23 protein-coding genes are annotated in these 22,317 nt (G+C 64.7%); 5 read left to right on the forward strand and 18 right to left on the reverse strand.

Features of this window, described 5'->3' with window-relative positions; genetic code table 11:
* Positions 1 to 35 precede the first annotated feature (35 nt).
* Positions 36 to 1,010: an asparaginase gene (locus DEIPE_RS13010; RefSeq protein WP_015236432.1), complete on the reverse strand. Its 975-nt coding sequence runs from the start codon at positions 1,008 to 1,010 to the stop codon at positions 36 to 38.
* Positions 1,007 to 1,321, reverse strand: coding sequence for a DUF7009 family protein (locus DEIPE_RS13015; RefSeq protein WP_015236433.1), 315 nt, complete (start codon positions 1,319 to 1,321; stop codon positions 1,007 to 1,009). Before DEIPE_RS13015 ends, DEIPE_RS13010 begins: the two co-directional genes overlap by 4 nt.
* A gap of 146 nt (positions 1,322 to 1,467) precedes the next feature.
* On the opposite strand from DEIPE_RS13015, the gene DEIPE_RS13020 reads away from it, so the two are divergent.
* Positions 1,468 to 2,412: an NAD-dependent epimerase/dehydratase family protein gene (locus DEIPE_RS13020; protein WP_015236434.1), complete on the forward strand. Its 945-nt coding sequence runs from the start codon at positions 1,468 to 1,470 to the stop codon at positions 2,410 to 2,412.
* A gap of 13 nt (positions 2,413 to 2,425) precedes the next feature.
* Here the strand turns inward: DEIPE_RS13020 and DEIPE_RS13025 are convergent, their stop codons facing one another.
* The 9 genes from DEIPE_RS13025 to DEIPE_RS13065 form a co-directional block, all read right to left on the reverse strand.
* The gene (locus tag DEIPE_RS13025; protein WP_015236435.1) at positions 2,426 to 2,770 is read right to left on the reverse strand and encodes an MGMT family protein; all 345 of its coding nucleotides are present in this window, start codon (positions 2,768 to 2,770) and stop codon (positions 2,426 to 2,428) included.
* A gap of 9 nt (positions 2,771 to 2,779) precedes the next feature.
* A complete protein-coding gene (locus DEIPE_RS13030) occupies positions 2,780 to 3,280 on the reverse strand; it encodes a DinB family protein (protein ID WP_157448865.1) in 501 nt (166 codons plus the stop codon).
* A 73-nt stretch (positions 3,281 to 3,353) separates the two neighbouring features.
* Positions 3,354 to 4,223, reverse strand: a complete 870-nt coding sequence (locus DEIPE_RS13035) for a menaquinone biosynthetic enzyme MqnA/MqnD family protein (protein ID WP_245557536.1) — start codon at positions 4,221 to 4,223, stop codon at positions 3,354 to 3,356.
* A gap of 18 nt (positions 4,224 to 4,241) precedes the next feature.
* Positions 4,242 to 5,366: an aminofutalosine synthase MqnE gene (gene mqnE / locus DEIPE_RS13040; RefSeq protein WP_015236438.1), complete on the reverse strand. Its 1,125-nt coding sequence runs from the start codon at positions 5,364 to 5,366 to the stop codon at positions 4,242 to 4,244.
* Between the two features lie 112 nt (positions 5,367 to 5,478).
* Positions 5,479 to 6,816: a TldD/PmbA family protein gene (locus tag DEIPE_RS13045; protein WP_041230899.1), complete on the reverse strand. Its 1,338-nt coding sequence runs from the start codon at positions 6,814 to 6,816 to the stop codon at positions 5,479 to 5,481.
* Between the two features lie 5 nt (positions 6,817 to 6,821).
* Positions 6,822 to 8,213: a TldD/PmbA family protein gene (locus DEIPE_RS13050; RefSeq protein WP_015236440.1), complete on the reverse strand. Its 1,392-nt coding sequence runs from the start codon at positions 8,211 to 8,213 to the stop codon at positions 6,822 to 6,824.
* Between the two features lie 169 nt (positions 8,214 to 8,382).
* Positions 8,383 to 9,468 (reverse strand): M12 family metallopeptidase, encoded by a 1,086-nt coding sequence (locus DEIPE_RS22360; RefSeq protein ID WP_015236441.1) that lies wholly within the window; start codon positions 9,466 to 9,468, stop codon positions 8,383 to 8,385.
* A gap of 196 nt (positions 9,469 to 9,664) precedes the next feature.
* Entirely contained in the window at positions 9,665 to 10,963 is a 1,299-nt protein-coding gene (locus DEIPE_RS13060; RefSeq protein WP_015236442.1) for an alpha/beta hydrolase family protein, read from the reverse strand.
* A 201-nt stretch (positions 10,964 to 11,164) separates the two neighbouring features.
* Complete coding sequence (locus tag DEIPE_RS13065; RefSeq protein ID WP_015236443.1) at positions 11,165 to 11,782, reverse strand: GGDEF domain-containing protein; 618 nt, start codon at positions 11,780 to 11,782, stop codon at positions 11,165 to 11,167.
* 479 nt (positions 11,783 to 12,261) lie between these two features.
* On the opposite strand from DEIPE_RS13065, the gene groES reads away from it, so the two are divergent.
* The 3 genes from groES to DEIPE_RS13080 all read left to right on the forward strand — a co-directional run bounded on the left by groES (position 12,262) and on the right by DEIPE_RS13080 (position 15,121).
* The gene (gene groES / locus DEIPE_RS13070) at positions 12,262 to 12,555 is read left to right on the forward strand and encodes a co-chaperone GroES (protein ID WP_015236444.1); all 294 of its coding nucleotides are present in this window, start codon (positions 12,262 to 12,264) and stop codon (positions 12,553 to 12,555) included.
* A gap of 74 nt (positions 12,556 to 12,629) precedes the next feature.
* Complete coding sequence (groL, locus tag DEIPE_RS13075; protein ID WP_015236445.1) at positions 12,630 to 14,276, forward strand: chaperonin GroEL; 1,647 nt, start codon at positions 12,630 to 12,632, stop codon at positions 14,274 to 14,276.
* Positions 14,277 to 14,545: 269 nt separating this feature from the next.
* Entirely contained in the window at positions 14,546 to 15,121 is a 576-nt protein-coding gene (locus DEIPE_RS13080) for a YfiT family bacillithiol transferase (protein WP_015236446.1), read from the forward strand.
* On the opposite strand, the gene DEIPE_RS23615 is transcribed toward DEIPE_RS13080, so the two are convergent.
* The 3 genes from DEIPE_RS23615 to DEIPE_RS24615 all read right to left on the reverse strand — a co-directional run bounded on the left by DEIPE_RS23615 (position 15,087) and on the right by DEIPE_RS24615 (position 17,378).
* Positions 15,087 to 15,521, reverse strand: a complete 435-nt coding sequence (locus tag DEIPE_RS23615; protein WP_015236447.1) for a DUF2511 domain-containing protein — start codon at positions 15,519 to 15,521, stop codon at positions 15,087 to 15,089. The genes DEIPE_RS13080 and DEIPE_RS23615 overlap by 35 nt on opposite strands.
* Before the next feature lie 381 nt (positions 15,522 to 15,902).
* Positions 15,903 to 17,000, reverse strand: a complete 1,098-nt coding sequence (locus tag DEIPE_RS13090; RefSeq protein WP_015236448.1) for a hypothetical protein — start codon at positions 16,998 to 17,000, stop codon at positions 15,903 to 15,905.
* 201 nt (positions 17,001 to 17,201) lie between these two features.
* Entirely contained in the window at positions 17,202 to 17,378 is a 177-nt protein-coding gene (locus tag DEIPE_RS24615; RefSeq protein ID WP_157448866.1) for a hypothetical protein, read from the reverse strand.
* On the opposite strand from DEIPE_RS24615, the gene DEIPE_RS24620 reads away from it, so the two are divergent.
* A complete protein-coding gene (locus DEIPE_RS24620) occupies positions 17,365 to 17,784 on the forward strand; it encodes a hypothetical protein (RefSeq protein ID WP_052326703.1) in 420 nt (139 codons plus the stop codon). The two genes, DEIPE_RS24615 and DEIPE_RS24620, sit on opposite strands and share 14 nt — an antisense overlap.
* Before the next feature lie 116 nt (positions 17,785 to 17,900).
* Here the strand turns inward: DEIPE_RS24620 and argJ are convergent, their stop codons facing one another.
* From argJ to DEIPE_RS13115, 4 genes are read right to left on the reverse strand one after another with little or no spacing between them, the layout of a single operon-like run.
* On the reverse strand, positions 17,901 to 19,049 hold the full coding sequence (gene argJ, locus DEIPE_RS13100) for a bifunctional glutamate N-acetyltransferase/amino-acid acetyltransferase ArgJ (protein WP_015236450.1): 1,149 nt from the start codon (positions 19,047 to 19,049) through the stop codon (positions 17,901 to 17,903).
* A 21-nt stretch (positions 19,050 to 19,070) separates the two neighbouring features.
* Complete coding sequence (locus DEIPE_RS13105) at positions 19,071 to 20,840, reverse strand: sensor histidine kinase (protein WP_083865812.1); 1,770 nt, start codon at positions 20,838 to 20,840, stop codon at positions 19,071 to 19,073.
* Between the two features lie 32 nt (positions 20,841 to 20,872).
* Positions 20,873 to 21,871: an N-acetyl-gamma-glutamyl-phosphate reductase gene (argC, locus tag DEIPE_RS13110; protein WP_015236452.1), complete on the reverse strand. Its 999-nt coding sequence runs from the start codon at positions 21,869 to 21,871 to the stop codon at positions 20,873 to 20,875.
* Positions 21,864 to 22,310 (reverse strand): hypothetical protein, encoded by a 447-nt coding sequence (locus DEIPE_RS13115; RefSeq protein ID WP_015236453.1) that lies wholly within the window; start codon positions 22,308 to 22,310, stop codon positions 21,864 to 21,866. The genes argC and DEIPE_RS13115 overlap by 8 nt, the downstream gene beginning before the upstream one ends.
* Positions 22,311 to 22,317: the final 7 nt, after the last annotated feature.

The raw sequence follows: 22,317 nt of genomic DNA on the forward strand, positions 1-22,317 counted from the left end.
CCTGTCTAAATTCTTACAGCGCGCGGCACCAAGGTTCAGGCCAGGTGGATTTCGGTTTGCACTTCGCCCACCGGATATCCGGCAAAGTTATGCAAGGCTGCAGGGTACAGGTCTGCCAGCTCGGGCGAGAACGGCACGCCCAGCGCGTTCAATACTGCCAGGGTCGCGTGGGCGCGGGCGCGTTCCGATCCGTCCTCGATCTTGATGGCCACGCCCAGCGGTCCCTGTGGCGTGTCTCGCAGCGCCAGCCCGAAGTAGCCTTCGGCGCCCATCTTGCTGGCACAGCCGGGTACGCGCGGCATCAGCTCGGTGTCGAGGCGCCGCGTTCCCGCGATCAGCTCCGGATGTAGGGTCATGGCCGCAAACACGCGTTCCAGCGCAGCCTCATGCGGCCCCTCGGGAGCAGCGAGACGCGCGAAGAGCCGGGCACCGGCCTCCAGGGGCAGGGCGAGTGCGGGAACGCTGCACCCATCGCGTCCCACACGCACCTCGTCGACCGCGCCCAGCGCGGCGTGCAGGGCCGCAATCTCACGCTGCAGCGGGTGCTGCGCCGCCGTGTAGCTTGTGAGGTCAAGCCCGCGCAGGCGGCAGGTCAGCAGCATGCCGGCGTGCTTTCCCGAGCAGTTGTGGTGCAGTGTGCTCGGGGGCGTGCCCGTGCGCACGAGCTGCGCTTGCGCGTCCGGGTCAAAGGGAGCATGTGTGCCACACTGCAGCGCACTTTCGTCCAGCCCGGCGCGCCGCAGCAGCCGCTCGACCACGCTCAGGTGCCGCTGTGTGCCCGCGTGGCTCGCGCAGGCGATGGCCAGCTCGTCACTCGACAGGTCCGGGGCGGCCTCGGCCAGGGGAATGGCCTGAAAGGGCTTGCTGCTCGAACGTGGAAACATCACGAGTGCGGCGTCTCCGCACGACGCGACCAGCTGTCCTGCTGCGTTCACCACGGCCACGTGCACGCGGTGCACGCTTTCGGGGAGTTCTCCACGCGAAAAGATCACTTCACCCGGCGCCTTCACGCGGGACTTCCTTCCTGGGACCGGTCGTCAGGTCGGCGTTCCTGCTCGACCAGCAGACGCGGCTGACCTTCGCGCTCGATGCCGTCCTCTCGCTGACGGGCGAAGAGACGCAGTTCGTCCTCGTCGAGGGTCACCTGCAGTACACCGTCGCGCATTCCGAGTTCGCTTTCCTGGGCGCCGCGCAGCTCGACGCTCCAGTCGCCGCCGGGAAAGTGGATGCGTTCACGCAGCGTTTCGCCGCGCTGCAGTGCGGCGCTTTCCAGATCGTCGAGCCGCAGGCGCAGGGTGCGCCTGGTCCAGCGGATCTTCATGACAGAACTCCGGTGGGCCGCGACCGGAGTGGCCCGCTGCAGGATGACAAGGTCAGCATGCGCCCAGCATACCGGCCCACAAGGCCGGGCCCGGCTAAGCAAAATCGCTCAGTCGGGCGGAGCAGGGCGCATGGTCAAATGGGCCCATGCGCCTGCTCGTTCTCGGTGGTACCCAGTTTGTCGGCAAACACATCGTGCTCACGGCCCTGTCGCGCGGGCACGAGGTCAGCATCTTCACGCGCGGTCAGCAACCCGACGACCTGCCAGAGCAGGTGCAGCGCCTGCGTGGCGACCGGGACGGTGACCTCGGTGCGCTCGAAGGTGGGCAGTGGGACGCGGTCATCGACGTGTCAGGCTACGTGCCCCGCGTGGTGCGCCAGAGCGCGCAGGCGCTGAAAGAGGCCACCTCACGCTACCTGTTCATCTCGACAGTGTCCGTCTACGCGGGCACCGAACGGCAGGACGAGGACGCTCCCCTCGCGACCCTGGAGGACCCTGCGGTCGAAGAGGTGACCGGGAGCACGTACGGTGGCCTCAAGGTGCTGTGCGAAGAGGCCGTGCGCGAGGTGTACGGCGAGCGGGCGACGGTGGTGCGCCCTGGTCTGGTGGTGGGGCCCTTTGACCACACCGACCGCTTCACCTTCTGGATCCAGGGACTGGCGGGCGGCGAGGAGTTCGCGCTGTTCGGCAGCGAAGAGACGCCGTTTCAGGTGATCGACGCGCGCGACCTCGCGGCCTTTGTCGTGGGCCTGCTGGAGCGTGACCTGGCCGGAACCTTCAACGCGGTGGGCGAGCGCCTGAACTGGGGCGAGGTCGTGCGCGCCGTGCAGGGGGCGCAGTCCACGCCCGTCCGGGCGCGCTTTCTCGACGATGCGGCCCTGGAACAGAGCGGCCTGAACCTGCCGCTGGCGGGCGGCAGCTGGGGCATCGCCATGCGCGCCCCCGACGAGCGCGCGGTCACGGCGGGCCTGACGCGCCGCCCACTCACCGACACCGTGCGCGACACGCTGGCCTGGGTCCGCGAGAGCGGGCGTGATGTGAAGGACTTCGGCCTGACGCACGAGAAAAAAGCGGAGCTGCTCGGCCACTGAAGGCCGATTTCACTTACAGCAGGGCAGGCTGCTCGTCTTCCCGGTCAGGCCACCACTGCAGACGGGTGAGGTCACAGCGGCCGCTCTCGTCGAAGCTGACGCCCTCGGCTTCCAGCAGGGCCCGCTGGGTTTCCCCGAAGCCCACCTTGTAGGTGCTGATGGCGCCCTGGGCGTTGATCACGCGCTGCCAGGGCAGCTCGCTCTCGGCCAGGCCCTGCATGATGAACCCCACCTGACGGGCGTTTCCGGCGCTGCCCGCCAGCAGGGCCAGCTGGCCGTAGGTCATCACGCGCCCAACAGGAATGCGGGCCACCAGATCAAGCACGCGCGAGCGAAATTCTCCCATCGAAGTCGTCATGCGCTCACCTTAGCGGGCGTCGCGCCAGGGTGCCCAGAGCGCTTCATCAGCGGGCAGGGGATGCCCACTCACCTTGAGGGCCAGCAGAATCTGCCCACGGTGGTGTGCGTCGTGCACCAGCAGGTGTGTCAGGAACTGCGCGGTCGGGGCGTGCGGCAGATTTCCTACGCCCCGCGCTTCCTGCAGGGCCTGCCAGGTGGCGTTACGTGTGCGACCCAGCACCTCCCAGGTGCGCGAAAGGTCAGTCTCGGCCACGAATTCCTGCGCCTGCGTTTCGTACAGGTCGGGCACGTCACGTACAGCGTCCTGATCGAGCAGTGACGTCCAGCATTTCGTGACCTCGGCCATGTGCGCGAGGTGCTGCGCGACCAAAAAGCCGCCGCCGGGCGTGACGGCGGGCAGCATCTCCGGCGTCAGGTGAGCGAGCAGCCGGTCGTTCACCTCAGCGTTCGTGCGCCACACGAGGTTCAGGGTGCCGCTCGGTTTCTCGGGCTGTATCACTTCGGGCATGCCTCAGCTTAAGCGGGCTTCCCGTCATTCCCTGTCCGGTTGCGGGGCTCGGGTCCGCGTGGGCTATGCGGCGCTACTCGAAGATCAGCGGCGCGTGGTCCGGAACGTGTAGTTGTGCAAAACGCAGCAGGCCGGCCCGGTCGGGCGCCTCGAGGTGGTAGCGGAAATTCCACAGGTAATGCTGCACCACCCGCTGGGGCAGCCCGAGCTTCTGCGCGTGGCGCCCTGAGATCTCGCCGAGCCGCCCGAGGCCCGCACGGCGCGCGGCGCGCAGGGCCAGCAGCAATTCGCGCGGTGGCGGGCGGTCCTTGCGGTAAGCCCACACTGCAAAGACAAAGGGATGCCCGGTCAACTGGTACCAGCGCTGCGCGAGATCGGTCACGGTGACGCCGTCCTTGTGGTGCGGCAGGGCCAGCATGCTGAGGTCCTCGCCGATGGGCCCGGTCACGGCGTACCATTCGCGCAGCGCGCTGTCCCCGATGCGCAGCACCCCGTCGAATCCGGCGTTCAGGAGGGCCGTAGCTTCTCCTTCGGCACGCACGAGCTGCGCGCCCAGGCCGCTTTCGCGCAGCAGCACTTCCAGCAGCCCCACGCTGGTGGCGCTTTGCGAGGTCAACGCAATCCGCCCCCCCTGCAACTCTTCCCAGGGCCGGCGGTGAAAAAGGTTCACGCTGTACACCGCGCCCAGTACGCTGACGCTGAAGTCCGGCAGGGCCGAGAACTGGTCGGCGTGACGGATGAATTCCAGCACGCTGATGTTGGCGAGGTCCACCTGGCCCGCCAGCAGCGCGGCGTTCATCTCACTCGGTACCCCCTGCGAGAGCGTCACACCCGCCGGCAAGGCCAGATTCTCGGTCAGCGGCGCGACGTTGGTGTACTCGATCAAGCCCAGACGGTAGGGCGTCAGCCGGGTCTGGCCGGCCACGGCCAATTCGGTTGTCACGCGCTCCGTCGCCGGCACTCAGTCGGCGGCCTGCGCGGCACCGTAGACGGCCAGTTCGTTGTAAAAGGCGTCGCGCAGCACGGGCACGCGGCGGGCGCGCTGAATCATCTCGATCATGCGCTGTTTGCTGAGCCCCAGCGGACTCTGGGCGCCCGCCGCGTGCGCGATGTGCTCCTCGATGATGGTGCCGTCGATGTCGCTGACACCCCAGTCGAGGCTCACCTGGGTCAGTTCGCTGCCGATCATCACCCAGTAGCCCTTGACGTGCGGGAAGTTGTCGAGGTAGATGCGCGCGACCGCGAGGTTGCGCAGATCGTCGAGGCCGGTGGTGAACTCGGTCTTGCCGAGGTTGAAGGCCAACGCGTTGGCGTCGGGCTGAAAGGCCAGCGGAATGAACGAGTGAAAGCCCTCCGTGTCGTCCTGCACCTCACGCAGGCGGTGCATGTGGTCGAGGCGCTCCTCAAGGGTCTCGATGTGCCCGTAGAGCATGGTGGCGTTGGTGCGGATACCCAGCGCGTGCGCTTCACGGTGAATCTGCAGCCACTTGTCGGCCTTGACCTTGTTCCTTGCGACTTCCCGGCGCACCCGGTCGGCAAAGATTTCCGCGCCCCCGCCGGGCAGGGCGGCCAGGCCGGCGTCCTTGAGCTCACGCAAAATTTCCAGGGTGGGTTTTTTGGCAATCTTGCTGAAGTGCTCGATCTCGGCCGCCGTGAAGGCCTTGACCTGCAGCTCGGGAAAGCTGGCCTTCAGGGCGCGCACCATTTCCGGGTAGTAGCTCCAGGGCCGGTTGGGGTGGTGGCCGCTGGACATGTGCAGTTCCGTGATGCCGCTTTCCCACTTCTCGCGCACTTTGGCGACGACCGTGTCGACGTCGTAGTCCCAGGCGCGCTCCTCGCCTTTGCGCGCCGCAAAGGCGCAGAAGGTGCAGCCGACGTAGCAGATGTTGGTGAACTCCAGCCGCATGGAGTGCACGAAGTAGGTCTTGGAACCGTGCAGGCGCTCACGTATCAGGTTCGCCAGGCGCATCAGGGCGTTCAGGTCGCGCGTGCGGTAGAGCTGCAGGCCTTCCTCGAAGCTGAGGCGCTCGCCCGCCTCGACCTTCTCGGCGATGGGGAGGAGGTGAGGGTCGCGAATCCACTTCATGTTTTCAGTCTAGCGCCGGGCGGCGGGGACAAAAGGAACACCTGACGTCCAGACCGGTTTGGGCCACAGGCAAGCTGTCCGGGCAGCAGCGTCAGGCTACCAATTCTTCACTTCACCCGCCACCGACGGCCAGTGTCCGCACGCGCACGCTGGGAGCGCCCGCACCGCTCGGGAAGAACTTCAGGTCATTCGCGACGGCCTCAACTTCCTGGAGCAGTTCCAGGAAGTTGCCGGCGACCGTGAAAACGTCGAGCGGGTAAGCCACCCGTCCTTCTTCTACCCAGAAGCCCTCGGCCTGCAGGCTGAACTCGCCGGTGATGGGGTTGGCGCCTGCGTGTACACCTTGCACCGCCGTAAGGAGCAGGCCGCTGCCCAGCGCGCGCAGCAGATCTTCTCGCGAGTCCTGGCCGGGCTCCAGAAAGAAATTGGTAGGGGAGACCTCGACCGTGCCCCGGTAACCCGCGCGCGAGGCGTGTCCGGTGCTGTCCACGCCCGCGTGCGCCGCCGTTTCGCTGTTGTGCAGAAAGGCGCCGAGTTTGCCACCTTCGATCAGGGTCAGGGGCGCGCTGGGGCAGCCTTCGGCGTCGAACGGGCGTGATGCCATGCCGCGGGCCAGCGTGGCGTCGTCGCGCAACGTCACGAGCGGGGTGGCAACCTGCTGCCCGAGTTTGCCGGCCAGTGGGCTCTTGCCTTCCTGCACCATCTTTCCGCTGAAGATTCCGGCGTACACCCTGAACAAGGTGGCCATGCACTCCCGGTCGATCACCGCGCCGAAATGGCCGCTCGGTGCCCTTTTCGCTCCCAGCAGCGCCAGGCTTTTGCGGGTGGCTTCCAGGGCGGTGCGGGTGGGATCGAGTTCCTCGAACTCGCGCGTGAAGTGAAACTCGGACTTGCTTTTGTGCTGTCCGTCCTCGCTGACCAGGGGAGAAACGTACTGGTAAATGCCCAGCGAGGTGTAGCGCCGCTCCAGCCCGGCAGTGTTCGCCACAGCCACCTCGTCTTCGCTGTCGGCGTAGGCGTTGTAGGGAACGCTCTTGACGCGTCCGTCGGCACTGCGGGCGGCCTGCTCGAGCGCGAGGGCTGCCTGCACCTTGCGCTCCACCGTCACGCCGGACAGACCTTCGCCGTGCAGATCGAGTTCGGGCGCTTTTCCCCAGGCAATCAGGCGGGCGTGGGCCTGAGGCCCTACCAGCGCGGCGTTTTCCAGGGCGCTGTCCAGTGCCCGGTCCAGCGCCGGGCGGCTGAAGTTCTCGGTGAACGCGTATCCCCAGGCGCCGCCCGCCAGGGCGCGCAGACCGAGGCCCTGACGCTGGGCCAGCTTGAACTCGCTGACCTGCCCATCGAAGGCCTTGACGCTGGTGCTGCTTCCTCGCTGCGCGAAGACTTCGAGCTGCACGCCTTGTTCGCGTGCCCGGTTCATCAGGTAGGTGCGGGCTTCGTCAAAGGTCATGGGTTTCACGAGCGGCCTCCCACGGTGATTTCGGAAATCAGGATGTGCGGCTGGCCGACGTCGGTGGGAATGCTGCCCGAGACGCTGCCGCACATGCCCTGCCCACAGGCCAGGTCACCGGCGACCCCCACGATGTTCATCAGGTCACGCGCGCCGTTGCCGACCAACGCGGCGCCCCGGACGCTTTCGCAGAGTTCGCCGTCCCGGATGAGGTAGCCCTCGTTGACGGTGAAGTTGTAATCACCCGTACCCGGCGCGACGCTGCCGCCGCCCATGGTGCGCGCATACAGGCCGAATTTCACGTCTTTCACCAGTTGCTCCGGCGTCTGGTCTCCTGGCGTGATGAAGGTGTTGCGCATGCGTGAGGCCGGCGCGAAGGTGTAATCCTGGCGACGGCCCGAACCGGTGCGGCGGTACCCGGTCTTGAGTTCACCGACGCGGTCCACCATGTAGGACTTCAGGATGCCGTTCTCGATCAGCACCGTGCGTTCGCTGGGCGTGGCTTCGTCGTCGACATTGATCGACCCCCAGGCGCCGGGAATGGTGCCGTCGTCGACCGCGCTGAGGCACGCTCCGGCAATGCGCTCGCCGATCTTGCCGGCGAAAACGCTGGCATTCTTCTCGACGGCCGTGGTTTCCAGAATGTGCCCGCAGGCTTCGTGGAAGATCACGCCGCCAAAAGCGTTGCCGATCACCACGGGCATCTTGCCGGCCGGAGCATACCCGGCGTGCAGCATGGCGTTGGCGATGCGGGCCGCCTCGGCTCCCGTGCGTTCGGGCAGGTCGTCGTCGAAGAACTCCAGGCCCCGTGCGGCCCCTGGCCCGTGATGGCCGGTAGCGCGCTGGGTACCGTCCTGCGCGATGGCGCTGACCACCAGGCGGCTGCGCACCCGTTCGTCCTCGCTCCAGTCGCCGTCGCTGTTGGCGACCAGGATGCGCTGCGCCACGTCGAGAAAACGCACGTCGACGGTCCTGACGAAACCGGTGCGGGCCGCGCCGTGCGCGCGGCGCATCAAGTCGAGTTTCTGCCCTTTGCCCGTGCGTTCCGGATGGTCGCGCACGTCCCACAGGCGCCGCGCGTTCACCTGACGAAAATCCAGTCCTCCGCACCCTTCGCGTTCCACCTCGCCGTGGGCACCTTGCGACTTGGCCATGGTGCGCGCCACTTCGAGCAGGCCTTCACGGCTGCAGTCGTTGGTGTAGGCGTATACGACCTTGGTGCCGTACAGCAGGCGCAAACCCGCGCCGTACAGGTTTCCGCCTCCGGCGTCCTTGAGCGTGCCGTCCAGCAGGTGAAGTGAGGTGGTGAGCGTGTCCTCCATGAACAGCTCCGCCCAGTCGGCGCCGCCTGTGCGCGCCACGCCGAGCACTTCCGCTACGAGCTCCCGATCCAGCATTTACCCTCCAGGGCCCCCTTGTGGTGCGGCCCGCTTGTTGATTGGGCCTCAGCCTAGCGTGCCGGGCACGGTCGAACGGATTTTTGCTGGAGTAGGCCAGATGACTTAACGCCACCGCAACTTGCGGTGGCGTGAACGAACGTTGCGCAGGAGGGAACGACGGGAACGGTCAGCGGCTGTACATCTCGACCAGGGCGCGCAGGTCACCCTCACTGAGGTCGAGCTGCAGGCCCATCAGTTCGCTGCGCCCCAGGGCACGGGCACCCGGCTTGGCCACAATGACGTCTTTTCCGTCGCGGCTGAAGGCTTTTTTGGGGTAGTGCATCACCGATTCGTAGTCGTAGGGCGTGTAGCTGCCATAGTTGCTCTGGCACATCTTGCCAAACGCATTCAGGCGGTCGGGGAACACGCTGTCCGTTTTGATGGTGATGGCTTCATCCCGGTCGCAGCGCTGGTGTTCGTGCAGCAGGCCGGCGACGTGTCCCATTTCGTGCAGGTACAGTCCGAGTGGGCGGGGAAAGTCCGGATTGGCGTTGATCTTCAGGTACTGGGTGCCGACCGTGTTGCCGAAACCTACGAATTCCGATTCGCCTCCGTAGGCGCTGCTGCCCTTGCCTCCCACATTGGTAAAGGCCACCTCGACCCGTTCGGGGTGGCGGGGGTTGAACACCCAGCGCGGAAAGCGGCCCGAGGGTTTGTACTGGTCGCGGTACTCCTTGAGCGAGGCGTTCCAGTGCCCGGCAGCTTCCTCGAACTCGGCGCGCAGATCGGCGGGTGTTCCCGGTGCGTAGCCGTACGGAATGGTCGCGGCAGACCAGCGGGAATCGTAAGAGGACGAAGACCAGCACCACAAGAACCAGAAATTGCACTTGTTGTACGGCGTGACCCCCACACCTTGCGTGGCGACGCGTCCGTCATGCTGTCCGGCAACCCGGACATGATCCTGATAAGCCTTGAGGTGCTGGGGAAGCAGGCTGATCGGCCCGGCGCCCGCGTCGTCGGTGAAGAACACGGTGCCTGCGCGATTTTCCCATTCGATTTCGGTGCCGTCCTGAAAGGTGGCCCGTCCGGCGGCAGCCTTCAGAACGACAGCAATCTGATCCGGTGAAAGTTCCCCCTGAGCGCTCAGGTGCGTTTCGCCATCATTGAGGATGATGGCGACGCCACTCGTGAGCTTGGTTGGCGCCGCACCGCATCCGGCGATGGTCAGCGCCAGCATGAGCAGCGCCAGGGAGAACTTCACCTTCTTGGGCATAAGCTCATTTTACTAATTGCAAAAAATAAAGGTGATGTGAAGATTTTTTGCCGCTTTATTGTTTCATGTGAGCTCTAGATTCAGGTCGAAATCGGTGCGCGCTGGTTTTGCTGGCAGCTGGCAGGCACTCGGCTATAAGGCACTTCCGGTCAGGCGGGCGTGGCTGCCGAAGGATTTCGTGTAGCCTGGCGCAGCGTTACTGTCCGGGTTTGCGGTGTTCCAGGCGCAGTCCCTGGGCGGTGCGGTTGGCGAAGCCTTTCCAGTAGGTGTGGTCGGCTTTCGGCTGACCGTTCTGCTCCACGGAATACACGCCGTCTCGGGCGTTTTCCACCAGGTTCAGGTAGGCCTGCATTCCCGTGTCGCGTTTGAGGAGCTGCCCGAAGAAGGCGGTCGTGAAGTGCTGTGCGATGTTGTTCATGCGTGCCGTGTCCCAGACTGCGTCCGCGTAATGGTTGAAGGGCGCGTTCGGTGCCCAGGCTTCCTGTGGCGCGGGAATGGGTGCGGCGGCGTTGTGGTTGGCGTTCTCGAAGGTCAGGAGATAGCGCTCCGCGTTGCTTGCCCCTTCGAAGATGTTGCGCACGCCCGGCTGATACCCGGAGACATCATCAGCGCTGCCGGCCATGAACAGTACGGGCGTTCTGATTCCCCTGAGGGTTTCGGCAGTCCAGAACCCACGATTCCAGCCCCACGGCGCGATTGCCACGGCCGCCTTGATCCGTGTGTCCATGCTGGCAATGTAGGCGGCATTTCCAGCTTGACGTTGCGCCAGCAGGTTATTGGGGGGTGCCAGCGGCGACTGCATGACCTCGGCGCTGAAGCCGCCCCCGATGGTATTGACGACCCCGTAACCGCCCATCGAGTAGCCGATCAGCCCGACGTTGTTGGCGTCATAAAGGCCCTTTTGGAACCCACTTGCCTGGCCCAGGCGGCCAAGTTCATTCAGGACGAACAGCTGGTCGAGCGGCCGGTTGAGGAGGGTGCTGCCAAAGGCAGCCTGGTCACTGTAGGTGCTGTCGGTATGGTCGATCGAGGCCGTAACGTAGCCTTTGCTGGCCAGATTTTCCGCGAGGTGGCTGAGCAGAAAGCGGTTGCCCGGATAGCCGTGCGAAATGATGACCAGCGGATAGGGCGCGCTGCTTCGATCAGGGGCCGCGTTGCGCACCGCGCGCCCGATCAGCGTGGTCGGGGTTTTCCCGTCGCGTGTGACGGTCTGGTACTCTCCCTGGGGTTTCTGGTCGGCGGACAGGGTTGCCGGGTACCACACCTCCACGGTGAGCGGTCGGTCGTACATTTTGTTGGGCTCACCGGCCTTGGTGTTCACGACATCAACCTGATTGGCGTTGACCAGCCTGAGGGTCTGCACGCCCACGGCGTGCTTGCCGTAGGCGGCCAACTCCGGGGCGTCGGGGCGAACGGCGTCAATGCGGTTCGTCTGCGCAGAAGCGGAAAGAAAGACCGAAGCCATCGTCAAGGCGGCCGTCAAGGCGTATCTCATCTGAACCCTCCGAAGTCGATGCGGAAATGAACCTGCAGCGTGCGCAGGTTCGGCTATAACAACGTATTTCAACTTTCCGCCTGATCATGGCATCCGCCGGTATAGGCGTCAAGCCGATCGCCGTTGTGCCCCGTGCTGCCAGCATTCACCGCCTTTGCCTAGTGGCGTGGTGACAATCAGGCAATGCCTGCTGAGCCCGGATCACAAGCTTTCGCGGTGTTTGTCGATCAGCTCGTCGAGGGCTTCGCGCAGCAGGCTGGCCTCAGTTCGGCCGAGCGCGGTCGAAAGCTTGGCCAGGCGCTCCAGGCTGGCCTTCGGGTAGTAATTGCTTTTGAGTACCATCTTGCTTTCGACGTAGATGGCAATGCGCCCACGTCCTTCGCGCTTGGCACGCAGCAACGCCTCGTCGGCGGCGCGCAGCAGCTCCGCGGGCGTCTGTGCGTGGGCAGGACGCTGTGCAAGCCCGACCGAAAGTCCCAGGCCCAGCGAGCGCGGCACGTCCAGGCTGCCGATCGAGTCGCGGAAATGTCCGGTGACCTCGTTGAGCAAAATCAGCGCGGTCTCGGTTGAGGTGTCGGGCAGTGCCAGCGCGTACTCGTCACCTCCGATCCGGGCGACCAGGCTGTCACCTGGCAGCGAACCGGTCAGCACGCGCTCGACGAACCGCAGGACCTTGTCTCCAACGTCGTGCCCCAGCTGGTCGTTGACACTCTGGAAATTGTCGAGGTCCATCAGCCCGACGGTCAGTGGCTGTTGCCGATTGAGTTGTTCGAGGGCTTCGTCAAAACTGGCGCGGTTGAGCAAGGGCAAACTCTTCATGAATTCCTCCTATGAGGATCGTATGATGATTTACATATATATGTCAATGATAATATCGGCATAGCTGTGTGCGATCCGAACTCGGCTCCTGGCGCTGCTGGCCGGCGTGCCTGTAGGGTGAGCTTCCTCAAGTCGGGCGTGCCGCCGTTGCCCGGTGGCGGATTGGCGCTATTGTGGCGAAGGCAGTACCGATGCTGATCGGGAAGGTCTGAAAACTGCCGCAATGTGCAGTCGGGTGCGGATGGCCGTTGAAGCGGGCCGTACCTGGGGGTGCTCGTCGGCGTTTGCAGGAATGTGAGTGTTGAGCGCTCATATCTTGTATTTGACCAATTGACATTTGCCTGAGTGAGTGGTTAACATTTCGCTTGGAGTCGGTGAGCGCAAAGCGCCGGTTCGCAAGGGCGGCACATCGGCGTTTGCCCGCGCGGGCCGGGAAGGCCGCAAGCTGGACACTCAAGCTTTTTTTGGAGGAGAACACAATGCTGAAACCGTTAGGCGATCGCGTGCTGGTTGAAATTCTGGAGGAATCCGAGCAAAAGACCGCGGGTGGGCTGTATGTGCCCGACACGGCCAAAGAGAAGTCGCAGCGCGGCAAGGTCGTCGCCGTCGGCTCGGGCCGTGTGCTTGACAACGGCCAGCGCGTCGCCGTCGAAGTCAATGAAGGCGACACGGTCTACTTTGCACAGTACGGCGGCACCGAAGTGTCGCTCGGCGGCAAGCAGTACAAGATCTTCGCCGAGCGCGACATTCTCGCCGTCGAAAACGCTTCCTGAGCGCGCTTTGCGCCCACGTGAAGCTGCCTTACCGCGCAACACTTTCCTGAGATCAACCAAGGAGACTTACCAACATGGCGAAACAACTGGTTTTTGAAGAGAACGCCCGCCGGGCCCTTGAACGTGGCGTGAACGCTGTCGCAAACGCTGTCAAGGTTACCCTCGGCCCCCGTGGTCGCAACGTCGTGATCGAGAAGAAGTTCGGCAGCCCCACCATCACCAAGGACGGCGTCACCGTCGCCAAGGAAGTGGAACTCGAGGACAAGCTCGAGAACATCGGTGCGCAGCTCCTCAAGGAAATCGCCAGCAAGACCAACGACATCACCGGTGACGGTACCACCACCGCCACGGTGCTCGGTCAGGCCATCGTCAAGGAAGGTCTGCGCAACGTCGCGGCCGGCGCCAACCCGCTCGCGCTCAAGCGCGGCATCGACAAGGCTGTTGCCGTGGCCGTCGAGGAAATCCGCAAGCTCGCCGTGCCCGTCGAGGACAGCGACGCCATCCGCAAGGTCGCGGGCATCAGCGCCAACGACGACACTGTCGGTCAGGAAATCGCCAACGCGATGGACAAGGTCGGCAAGGAAGGCGTCATCACCATCGAAGAGTCGCGCGGTTTTGACACCGAAGTGGACGTCGTGGAAGGCATGCAGTTCGACAAGGGCTACATCAATCCCTACTTCGTGACCAACACCGACAAGATGGAAGCCCAGCTCGAAGAGCCCTACATCCTGATCTACGAAAAGAAGGTCGGCGCCCTCAAGGACCTGCTGCCCGTGCTGGAGAAGGTCGCCCAGACTGGCCGTCCCCTCTTGATCATCGCCGAGGACGTCGAAGGCGAAGCGCTCGCGACCCTGGTCGTCAACAAGCTGCGCGGCACCCTCAACATCGCCGCCGTCAAGGCCCCCGGCTTCGGTGACCGCCGCAAGGAAATGCTGCGCGACATCGCCGCCGTCACCGGTGGTCAGGTCATCACCGAAGACCTCGGCTACAAGCTCGAGAACACCACCATGGAAATGCTGGGCCGCGCCAAGCGCATCCGCATCACCAAGGACGAGACCACCATCATCGACGGCTACGGCAGCCAGGAAGAAATCGACGCCCGCGTCGGCGCGATCAAGTCCGAACTCGAAGGCACCGACAGCGACTACGCCAAGGAGAAGCTCCAGGAGCGTCTGGCCAAGCTCGCCGGAGGCGTCGCCGTGATCCGCGTGGGCGCCGCGACCGAAACCGAACTCAAGGAGAAAAAGCACCGCTACGAGGACGCCCTTTCGACGGCCCGCTCGGCCGTTGAGGAAGGCATCGTCGCGGGCGGCGGCACCACGCTGCTGCGCCTGATTCCCCCGCTGCGCACCCTGGCCGACAGCATGGAAGGCGACGAAGCGACCGGTGCGCGCATCCTGATCCGCGCCCTCGAAGAGCCCGCCCGGCAGATTGCCGCCAACGCCGGCTTCGAAGGCAGCGTGGCCGTGAACGCCATCGTGAACCACGCATCACCCCGTTACGGCTACAACGCCGCCAACGGCCAGTTCGTGGACGACATGATCGCCGAAGGCATCGTGGACCCCGCCAAGGTGACCCGTACCGCGCTGCAGAACGCGGCCAGCATCGGCGGCCTGATTCTCACCACCGAAGCCATCGTCAGTGACCGCCCCGAGAAAGCAGCTGCCGCTCCCGCGGGCGGCGGCATGGGTGGCGGCGACATGGGCGGAATGGACTTCTAAACCTCACATCAAAGAAAGAACGGCGGATCATCCGCCGTTCTTTCTTTGTCTGGACGGTGGACGGCTGCTGTCCGTCTGCGTGTTTCGGGGCACTTGTGAAGACCACGGCTCATGTCGGCAAGCACGCTCGTGCGCCTGATTTCGTGCCCAGCGGGCTTTGTGTATTAAGCTGCAGGCGTGGAGTCGCCATTGAGGCTGATTTCTGTTTTGCCTGCCTCGGCCTACACGCAGGTGGTCGGAAACCCGGACTCACCCCAGGAGGTCAACGCATGAACTCAGCGCTTGATGCCCACCAGTACCCGATAGGAAAAATCGTGCTGCCTGAGCGCCGGGACGCTCAGGCAGTGCGTGAATATGCGGAAGGCCTGGGTGTGGGCGTGGCCCAGGTGCGTACTGCCGTTACGGGCCTGACCGAACCGCAACTGGCAAGCACGTATCGCCCGGACAGCTTCACCGTGCGTCAGTTGGTGCACCACATCGCCGATGCCCACGAGCAGGGACTGATGCGCTTCCGCTGGGGCCTGACAGACGATCATCCTGTGATCGTGCCAATGAATCAGGTGACCTGGGCGTCGCTCGCTGACTACGCCTTGCCGCCGGACGTGTCCCTGCGTTTGCTGGAAGCAGTCAACGAGCGCTGGATGGCCTTGCTGGTCGGTCTGGACACCAACGCGCTGTCAAGAACCCTACGGCATCCCCAGGAAGGCGAGCAGGATTTGTGGCGTCTGCTGGCCAAGCACGAATGGCACATCCGTCATCACCTCGCGCACATCCGGCTGGCCTTGTCGGCTGCCCGGGACATCGGAACGTTCAGCGCAGATGGGCAGGAAGCGGGCACAGGCTGAGACCGGCCTCGATGAGGGGCTGCATGCTTTTGCCGGGCAGGTAGAAGTTGTCCCGCTCCACCCAGATTTTGCGGATAGGTACGTACACCTTATGCCGCTGGGCTGCCGCGTTTACCGCGTAAGTGGTGCCGCCCGCCGTAAAGGTCACTTCCCCGCCATCCGAGCAGCGCAACTCGCCTGAGTTGACGGTCAAGGGCCAGGCCATCCCGAAGTGTTGCTGCCGAACCAGTCGGGCACTGCCACCCGAACCCGGCACCACGGGCGCCGCCTGGATGCCCGGCGCCCGCCTGAGGGGCAAGCTCACCATCAGGCCGACCACCAGCAAGGTGGTCAGCGTGATTGCCGCGACCCGCTGCGCGGTGCGGAGGTCTTGTGGATTGTGCGCAGGACGCTCTTTCATAGATGGTTCCCAAAGGATGGTCGAACGCGGATCGGAATTCCGGGGCAGACCAACGGCTGGTTTGGGCAAACGCGGGGTGTTTCGAGCGCTCATTCTACACAGTCGGTATGAAGTGCCAGCTTCGCCTGATGAAGATGACCGGGGAAACCGGTGTCGGCGTGGTGATGTCTCTTGCCGCAGACAGCATAAAAGTCATCTTCGGTGGCAGACACGACGGGTGCCTGCCAGCCTCCGTGTTTTGGTTGACAAGAGCGGTGCCCAGGGCTTTGAGGCGCCGTTTACAACGACAGTGAACCGACTGAAGAGCACACGGCGGGGCATGGGGCATACAGCGCGTTCTTGGCAAAAGGTCTGCAAGAAAGCACGAAAGCACAGTCGGGACTACTGGCTGGCAGTGCCAGGTCGTGAAACCGAGAGGTCGCTTCCGGCAGGTTCTTTGGTTACGGTTGCTTCGGTCGGCAAAGCGGGCGGCAGGATCAGTGCGCTGAGGCCCAAACCGCCCAGCGCGCTCATCACGCTGACACCCAGCCACAATTCCAGGCTCATGGAAAGCAGGCCCAGGACGCTGGCCCCCGCGTAAAAAGGCGCCCACACCAGCAGTGGGAGCGCCAGTGCCCCTCCACGGAACGCCCACGGCCGCGAGGGAGAAGGACGCAACCCGCGAATCAGCAGATCACTCATCAGGCCGGAGACCAGCGCCAGCAGCAGCACCGGACCACTTCGCGTGAGGTCCCCCGTCATGGCGCTCATCAGCAAGGTATTCACCAGGTACAGCACCGTCACTGCGCCGGGCGGCAACTGCCAGCGTTTGAGCAGCAGCAGGACCGGCGCGGTCAGCAAGAGGGCCGTCAACAGCGTGCCGGTCAGGTGCGCGCGGGTGGACAGGTAATCCACGGGCGCAGGTGACTCGACCAGTGCCCAGGCGTACATGTGCATAAAGCTGGCGAAACTGAGTGCGGCCGTGGCCGAGAGCACGGCCGGCCAGACCACCCCAGGCGGCGACACACGCCCCGTGCGCTCCTGCCAGGCGCTCGATAGCGGTGCGAGCGCCAGCAACTCCGCACCCAGAAACAGCAGCAGGTGAGTGGGGCTCAGCAGCGCTTCGAGACCGACCTCAATGCCGAACACCGTGTGCCAGATCATGTCGCCCAGACCGCCCAGCGCGAAGACGGGCATTCCGATCACGGCGAGTTCGTACCCCAGCGGGACCGCCGCAAGACCACGCCGCCCGGTCCGCACACCACGAACGACAAGAATTCCCACCCACAAAGCCGTTGCCAGGAAACCCGAATAAAAGACGCCATGCCAGGGCGTAAAAAAGGTTTCCAGAGTTTCACCGAAGGTGTTGTGTGCCCAGCCGTCGACAAAAATGCCGATCATCAGCCACCAGCTGACGAACAGGGTCATGACATTCTGAGAAGGTGAAGCGCGCAGCCGGGGCAGGGAAGGGTGAAAGGCAGGCTGAGACAGGCTGGTCATCAATTGGCTCCTGCGCTCACCTTACACCGCCCTGACCGCCGCCCTTGCTCAATCCCGACATTGCCACACGCTCCGCCTGCAAGTTCTCAAGGCCGGACGGGATCGTCTTAGCAGCGCTTCATCAGATCTTCAGGGTACGTGTTAGCTTGACTGTATGCGTGCGCTTCCTGTCCTCCTGCTGCTCTCGACGTCGACCTTGGCTTACGGTGTCCCGGTCAGTGCGGCGGCCAGGGTCCAGGCCGCCAGCACGATTCCGCCGGGCATGCCCATCACCTCACCACCCGTGAATTCGGAGCCGGCCAGTCCTCCGGCCGCTTCACCTCCGTCTGCCCCGAGCGTACCCGGAACCCCCGTGAATTCCGGGGTGAGCGCGCCCACCCCACCCGTGCCGGCCTACACCGTACCCTTCAGCGGCTGGAGTGCCCAGGACCGCACCACCTGGAGTGCCGACTCGGGTACGTGTCTGATACGCGAGGAGAAATACGTCCAGGACTTTCCGGCGTTCGCGACCTCCGAGGAAGCGGCCAAGTTCGCTGCCCGCCTGCAAAAGTCGCTCTACACCCAGAAGATGCAGACTGTCTACACCCAACCCGTGGAGCGCAGCGGCAAGTGGGGTGTGCTGGCCAGTTACAAATACACCACGGGCAATGAAGTGTTCAAAGTCACTCAGCTTTATCTGTCCGAAGGAGGCAAGCTGCGTACCTTCACGGGCAGTTTCCGCGACGGCGCGCTTGATCCTTGCGTGAACGACATGCTGTCCTTCGTGCGTTACCTGGCCAACTGACCGGCCTGAGTCAGCCTGGGGCCCTGGTGCTGCGCAGCCAGACCACCATCTTACCGGGCAAGGAGAGTTGAGCAGCGAAAACCGTCTCCGGGAGACCGGGCGCCGCCACACCCGCTTCAGGTGGTGTATTCGGCGTTGATCCGGACGTACTCGGCGCTGAGATCGCAGCCCCAGGCTTCTCCATGCGCGCTTCCGACGCCCAGGTCGATGTCGAAGACCACTTCCTCACTTCGCATGGTCTGCGAGACCTGGGCAGCGTCGTAATTCAGTGGCTGGCCGGCGAAGACCGGCGTGCCTTGCACGCTGACGCGCAGCTGCGGCAAATTGAGCGTCGCCCCGGAGCGTCCCAACGCCATGATGGTACGCCCCCAGTTGGGATCGTTGCCGTGCACGGCGCTTTTCAGCAGCGGGCTCACGGCGCAGGTGCGCGCCGCAACGAGCGCTTCGGTTTCCGTGGCCGCCCCCGTCACCCGCACCGTGAGAAGCTTGCTTGCCCCCTCTCCATCACGGGCGATCTGACGAGCAAGGTCGCGCATCACCTCTTCCAGGGCGACCAGAAATTCGCGGGTGTCTGCCCGCCCCGCCGCGCCGTTGGCAAGCACCACGGCCATGTCGTTGGTGCTGGTGTCCCCGTCGACCGTGACGGCATTGAAGGTTCGGTCGACGATGGCGCCGAAGCGGCTTCGCAGCAACTCCTGATCGATTTCGGCGTCGCTGTACACGAAAGCGAACATGGTCGCCATGTTGGGATGAATCATGCCGCTGCCTTTGGCGACTCCCACCAGCCGTTGCCCGGTGGACAGGGTGCGCTCGGCGGTCTTTGGTACAAGGTCCGTCGTCATGATGGCCTGCGCATGTGCCGTCAGCGCTTCCTCGAAGGTGCCACGAAGGGCCTCCACCCCCAAGCGTACCCGCGGCATTGGCAGGCGGTGACCGATCACACCCGTCGAGGCCGTCAGCACCGCCTGGGGCGCGAGCCCCAGCAGACCGGCGAGCAGACCCGCCATTTCCTCGTTGTCCTGCGCGCCACCGTCCCCGGTTGCGGCGTTGGCGTTCCCGGCATTCACCAGCAGGGCGCGCACTGCTTCACCGGAGGCGTACAGGTCGCGGTTGCGCGCTACGCTCGCCGCCGCCGCCGTGGAGAGTGTTCCCGCAAAGGCCCAGGCACACGGGGAATCACTCACGACTGCCGTGAGGTCGGTTTTTCCGGAAGGTTTGATGCCGGCGGCCAGTGAGGCCGTCTGAAAGCCCTGGGGTAGATTCATATATTCCTCGTTTCGGGCAGCTCAAATTCCATGCCCAGCGTCGCGGTGCGCCACCCTCCAGGGTGCGCCCTTTGTCTTGACTTCCGGGACAGGTACGGCGGGCAGTGTGAAGTAAAAGGTGCTGCCCGCTCCCGGCGTGCTTTCGAGCCACAAGTGTCCGCCGTGTCCTTCGACAATGCGTTTGCAGACCGCCAGACCGATGCCGGTGCCTTCGTACTCCGCGCGCGAGTGCAGGCGCTGAAAAATCTCGAAGACCCGCTCGAAGTGCTGCTGACCGATGCCAATCCCGTTGTCGGTCACCGCGAAGCGCCAGAACCCGGCGTCGCGCTCCGCGCTCACCCGGACGTGCGGCGCGACGCCTGAGCGGTGATACTTCAGGGCATTCTGCAGCAGATTCTGCAGCAGCGAGTCGAGCTGTCCCCGATCGGCCAGTACGCTGGGCAAGGCCTGCGAATCCCAGGCGACCTGTGCTCCGAGGGCCTCGATGTCCGCTTTCAGACGCTCGACCACGGTCGCGAGCACGGCGGCGCTGCTGATCGGTTTCAGGGCACGCCGCTGGGTGTGCAGGCGCGAAAACGCCAGCAGATCGTCCACGAGGTGCTTCATGTGCTGTCCGTTCGAAACGATCTGGCGCAGGTAAACCTGGCCGCGCTCGTCGAGCAGCGCGCCGTAGCGGTCACTGATCAACTGCGCGAAGCTGGTGACCGCACGAAGTGGTGCCTGCAGATCGTGCGAGGCGATGTAGGCGAACTGCTCGAGCTCCTGGTTGCTGCGTTCGAGCTCTTGGGTGCGTTGTGCCAGTTCCGCTACCCCGCGCGCATTTTCCATGGCCACGCCCAGACTGCGCGCTACGGTTTCCAGCACCACCTTGTCGACGTGAGCCCAGGGACGCTGCTCGAACAACACTACCCCCAGAATTCCCACCGGTTCACCTTTCACCAGCACCGGCAGGGTTGCCAGCGCGTGAATGGCGCTGCCGAGCTTCTCGTCGAGGTCACTGCCGGGTGCGTAGACAGCCTGATACAGCGGCTGGCGCGTGCTCCACGGTTCCGAGAGACTGGGCATCATGTCATAAGGGACCCCGGCTTCCATGACCTGTTGCAGCTCGGCGTTGCGCCGGTTGCCGACCAGCACTTTGGTGCGCCACAAGCCGTCCTCGAGCTGAGAGTAGGTTCCGTAGCCCTCGGGCAGCACGGACAGCGCGAACTCCAGGGCACGCCGCAGCAGCACCTGGGGATCGGCCTGCATGGTCAGGCCCCGCGCGAGCTCCGCAAACCCTTCCAGGGCCATCGTGCGCGCTTCGAGTGCGGCGTTCTGGGTGGCCAGCCGCATGGCGGCAGCTTCCAGTTCACGGGTCCGTTCAGCCACGCGCGCTTCCAGAGTGGCGTTCAGCTGTTGCAGGTCCTGCTCGGCCTGCTTGCGCAGGGTGATGTCGCGGGACAGGCCGTACAACCGGCAGGCCTCACCGTACTCGTCCCGCTCGACCAGGGTGTGCTGCTCGACCCAGACTGTCTGCCCGTCATCACGCCGGTAGCGAAACTGCAGGACCGACTCGTCCCGCTCGCCCCGGCGGAGTTGTCCGAAAGTCTGCACTACCAGGGGGCGGTCGTCGGGCCAGACGTTCGAAAGGAAGTCGCTCAGGGTGGGATGGGCCTGCTGAACGCCCAGCAGTTGCACCAGTTCGGGCGAGCGGTAGCCTTCGTTGGTGCGCAGATCGAATTCCCACGCGCCCTGCCGGACAGCCTTCAGGGCCAGCCGGAAGCGCGCTTCGCTCATGTGGGAATCGGACATACAGGCAGGATAGCGCCGTGCCGCGCGCCCTGTCAGGAGGACGGCTCCAGCGAGGCTGCGGGCATGCTGCCCTGCACGGTGTCCTGATGCACGGTGTATGAATGGTCACCTGTGAGCCCCAGCATCAGGTCCACGTTCTGCGCGGCCGCGCCCGAAGCCCCTTTGCCCAGGTTGTCGAGTCGCGCCATCAGCAGCACCTGGTGATGTTCGTTGTGATACACGAAGAGTTCCATCTGGTTGGTGTCGGCGAGGGCCTCCGGATCGAGCACAGCCGGATTGCTTTCCAGTGGCATGACCTGCACAAAGCGCTGGCCGGCGTAGTGCTGCTGCAGGGCGCCGTGCAGCTCCGATGCCGTGACCCCGCCCAGGGTGCGCAGGTGCAGTGGTACCTGAATCAGCATGCCCTGCCGCCAGGCGCCCACGGCAGGCGTGAAGAGCGGCCTCAGGCTCAGGCCACCGTGCCGCTGCATTTCGGGCGCGTGCTTGTGCGCCAGCTCCAGCGCGTAGGCCCGGTAAGGTCCGGCCAGGGGGTGTTCACCGCCGCGCCCTTCCATGGCGTCGACCAGCGACCGTCCGCCGCCACTGTACCCCGACGCGCCCTGTACGCTGAGCGGGTAATCGGCGGGCAGCAGACCCGCGTCCACCAGCGGGCGCACCAGCGCGATCATGCCGGTGGCGTAGCAGCCCGGGTTGCTCACGAAGCGTGCCTCGCCGATGGCCTGAGCCTGATTCCTGGTCAGCTCCGGAAAACCGTAAGTCCAGCCGTCCTGCACGCGGTGGGCGCTGCTGGCGTCCAGCACCCGCACCTGGGGATTGTCGATCAGGCGCAGCGCTTCCCGGGCGGCATCGTCGGGCAGGCACAGCACCGCGAGGTCCACGCTGTTGAGCAGGTCACGGCGGGCCGCTTCGTCCTTGCGGCGCGCCGGGTCGATGCTGACGAGCGCGAGGTCGCGGCGGTGGCGCAGGCGGGCGCGGATCTGCAAACCGGTGGTGCCCGCTTCGCCGTCGATGAAGATGGTGGGTTTACTCAAGGGACAACTCCTTGGAAGAAAAACGCGCGGCGCGCATTTTGGTGAGTTCAAGCCTCTGCGCCCGGTCCAGGTTCGCGAGCAACGCTTCTCTGTACTCTGCACCGAGCGGCTCTTCGACTTGAATCAGTACGTCACCTCGATAAGGCCGTTGCCATTCGACAGCCTCGCCCGCCTTCAGGTGGGTCCACAGCCAGGCTGTCGGCTGCAGAGGCGTGAGAACCACCCGTGCCACTTGGGCGGCCTGCACAAGCGGCTGATCGAAGAGGTCAAGAGCGGCCATGGAGACCAGCCTGCGCCGACCTTGTCGCAAACCTGTCCAGAACGGCTGCGCGTCATTCGGCCAGGGAAGCAGGTTCTGGCAGTAAAACACGGCTGTGGGGTCTTCCTCCGGAAAACGGAACTTTCCCAAGAGCTGTTCCTCGGCAACCTTGCGTTGCACCCTCGCC

It is taken from the genome of Deinococcus peraridilitoris DSM 19664, assembly GCF_000317835.1.
GTDB lineage: Bacteria > Deinococcota > Deinococci > Deinococcales > Deinococcaceae > Deinococcus_A > Deinococcus_A peraridilitoris.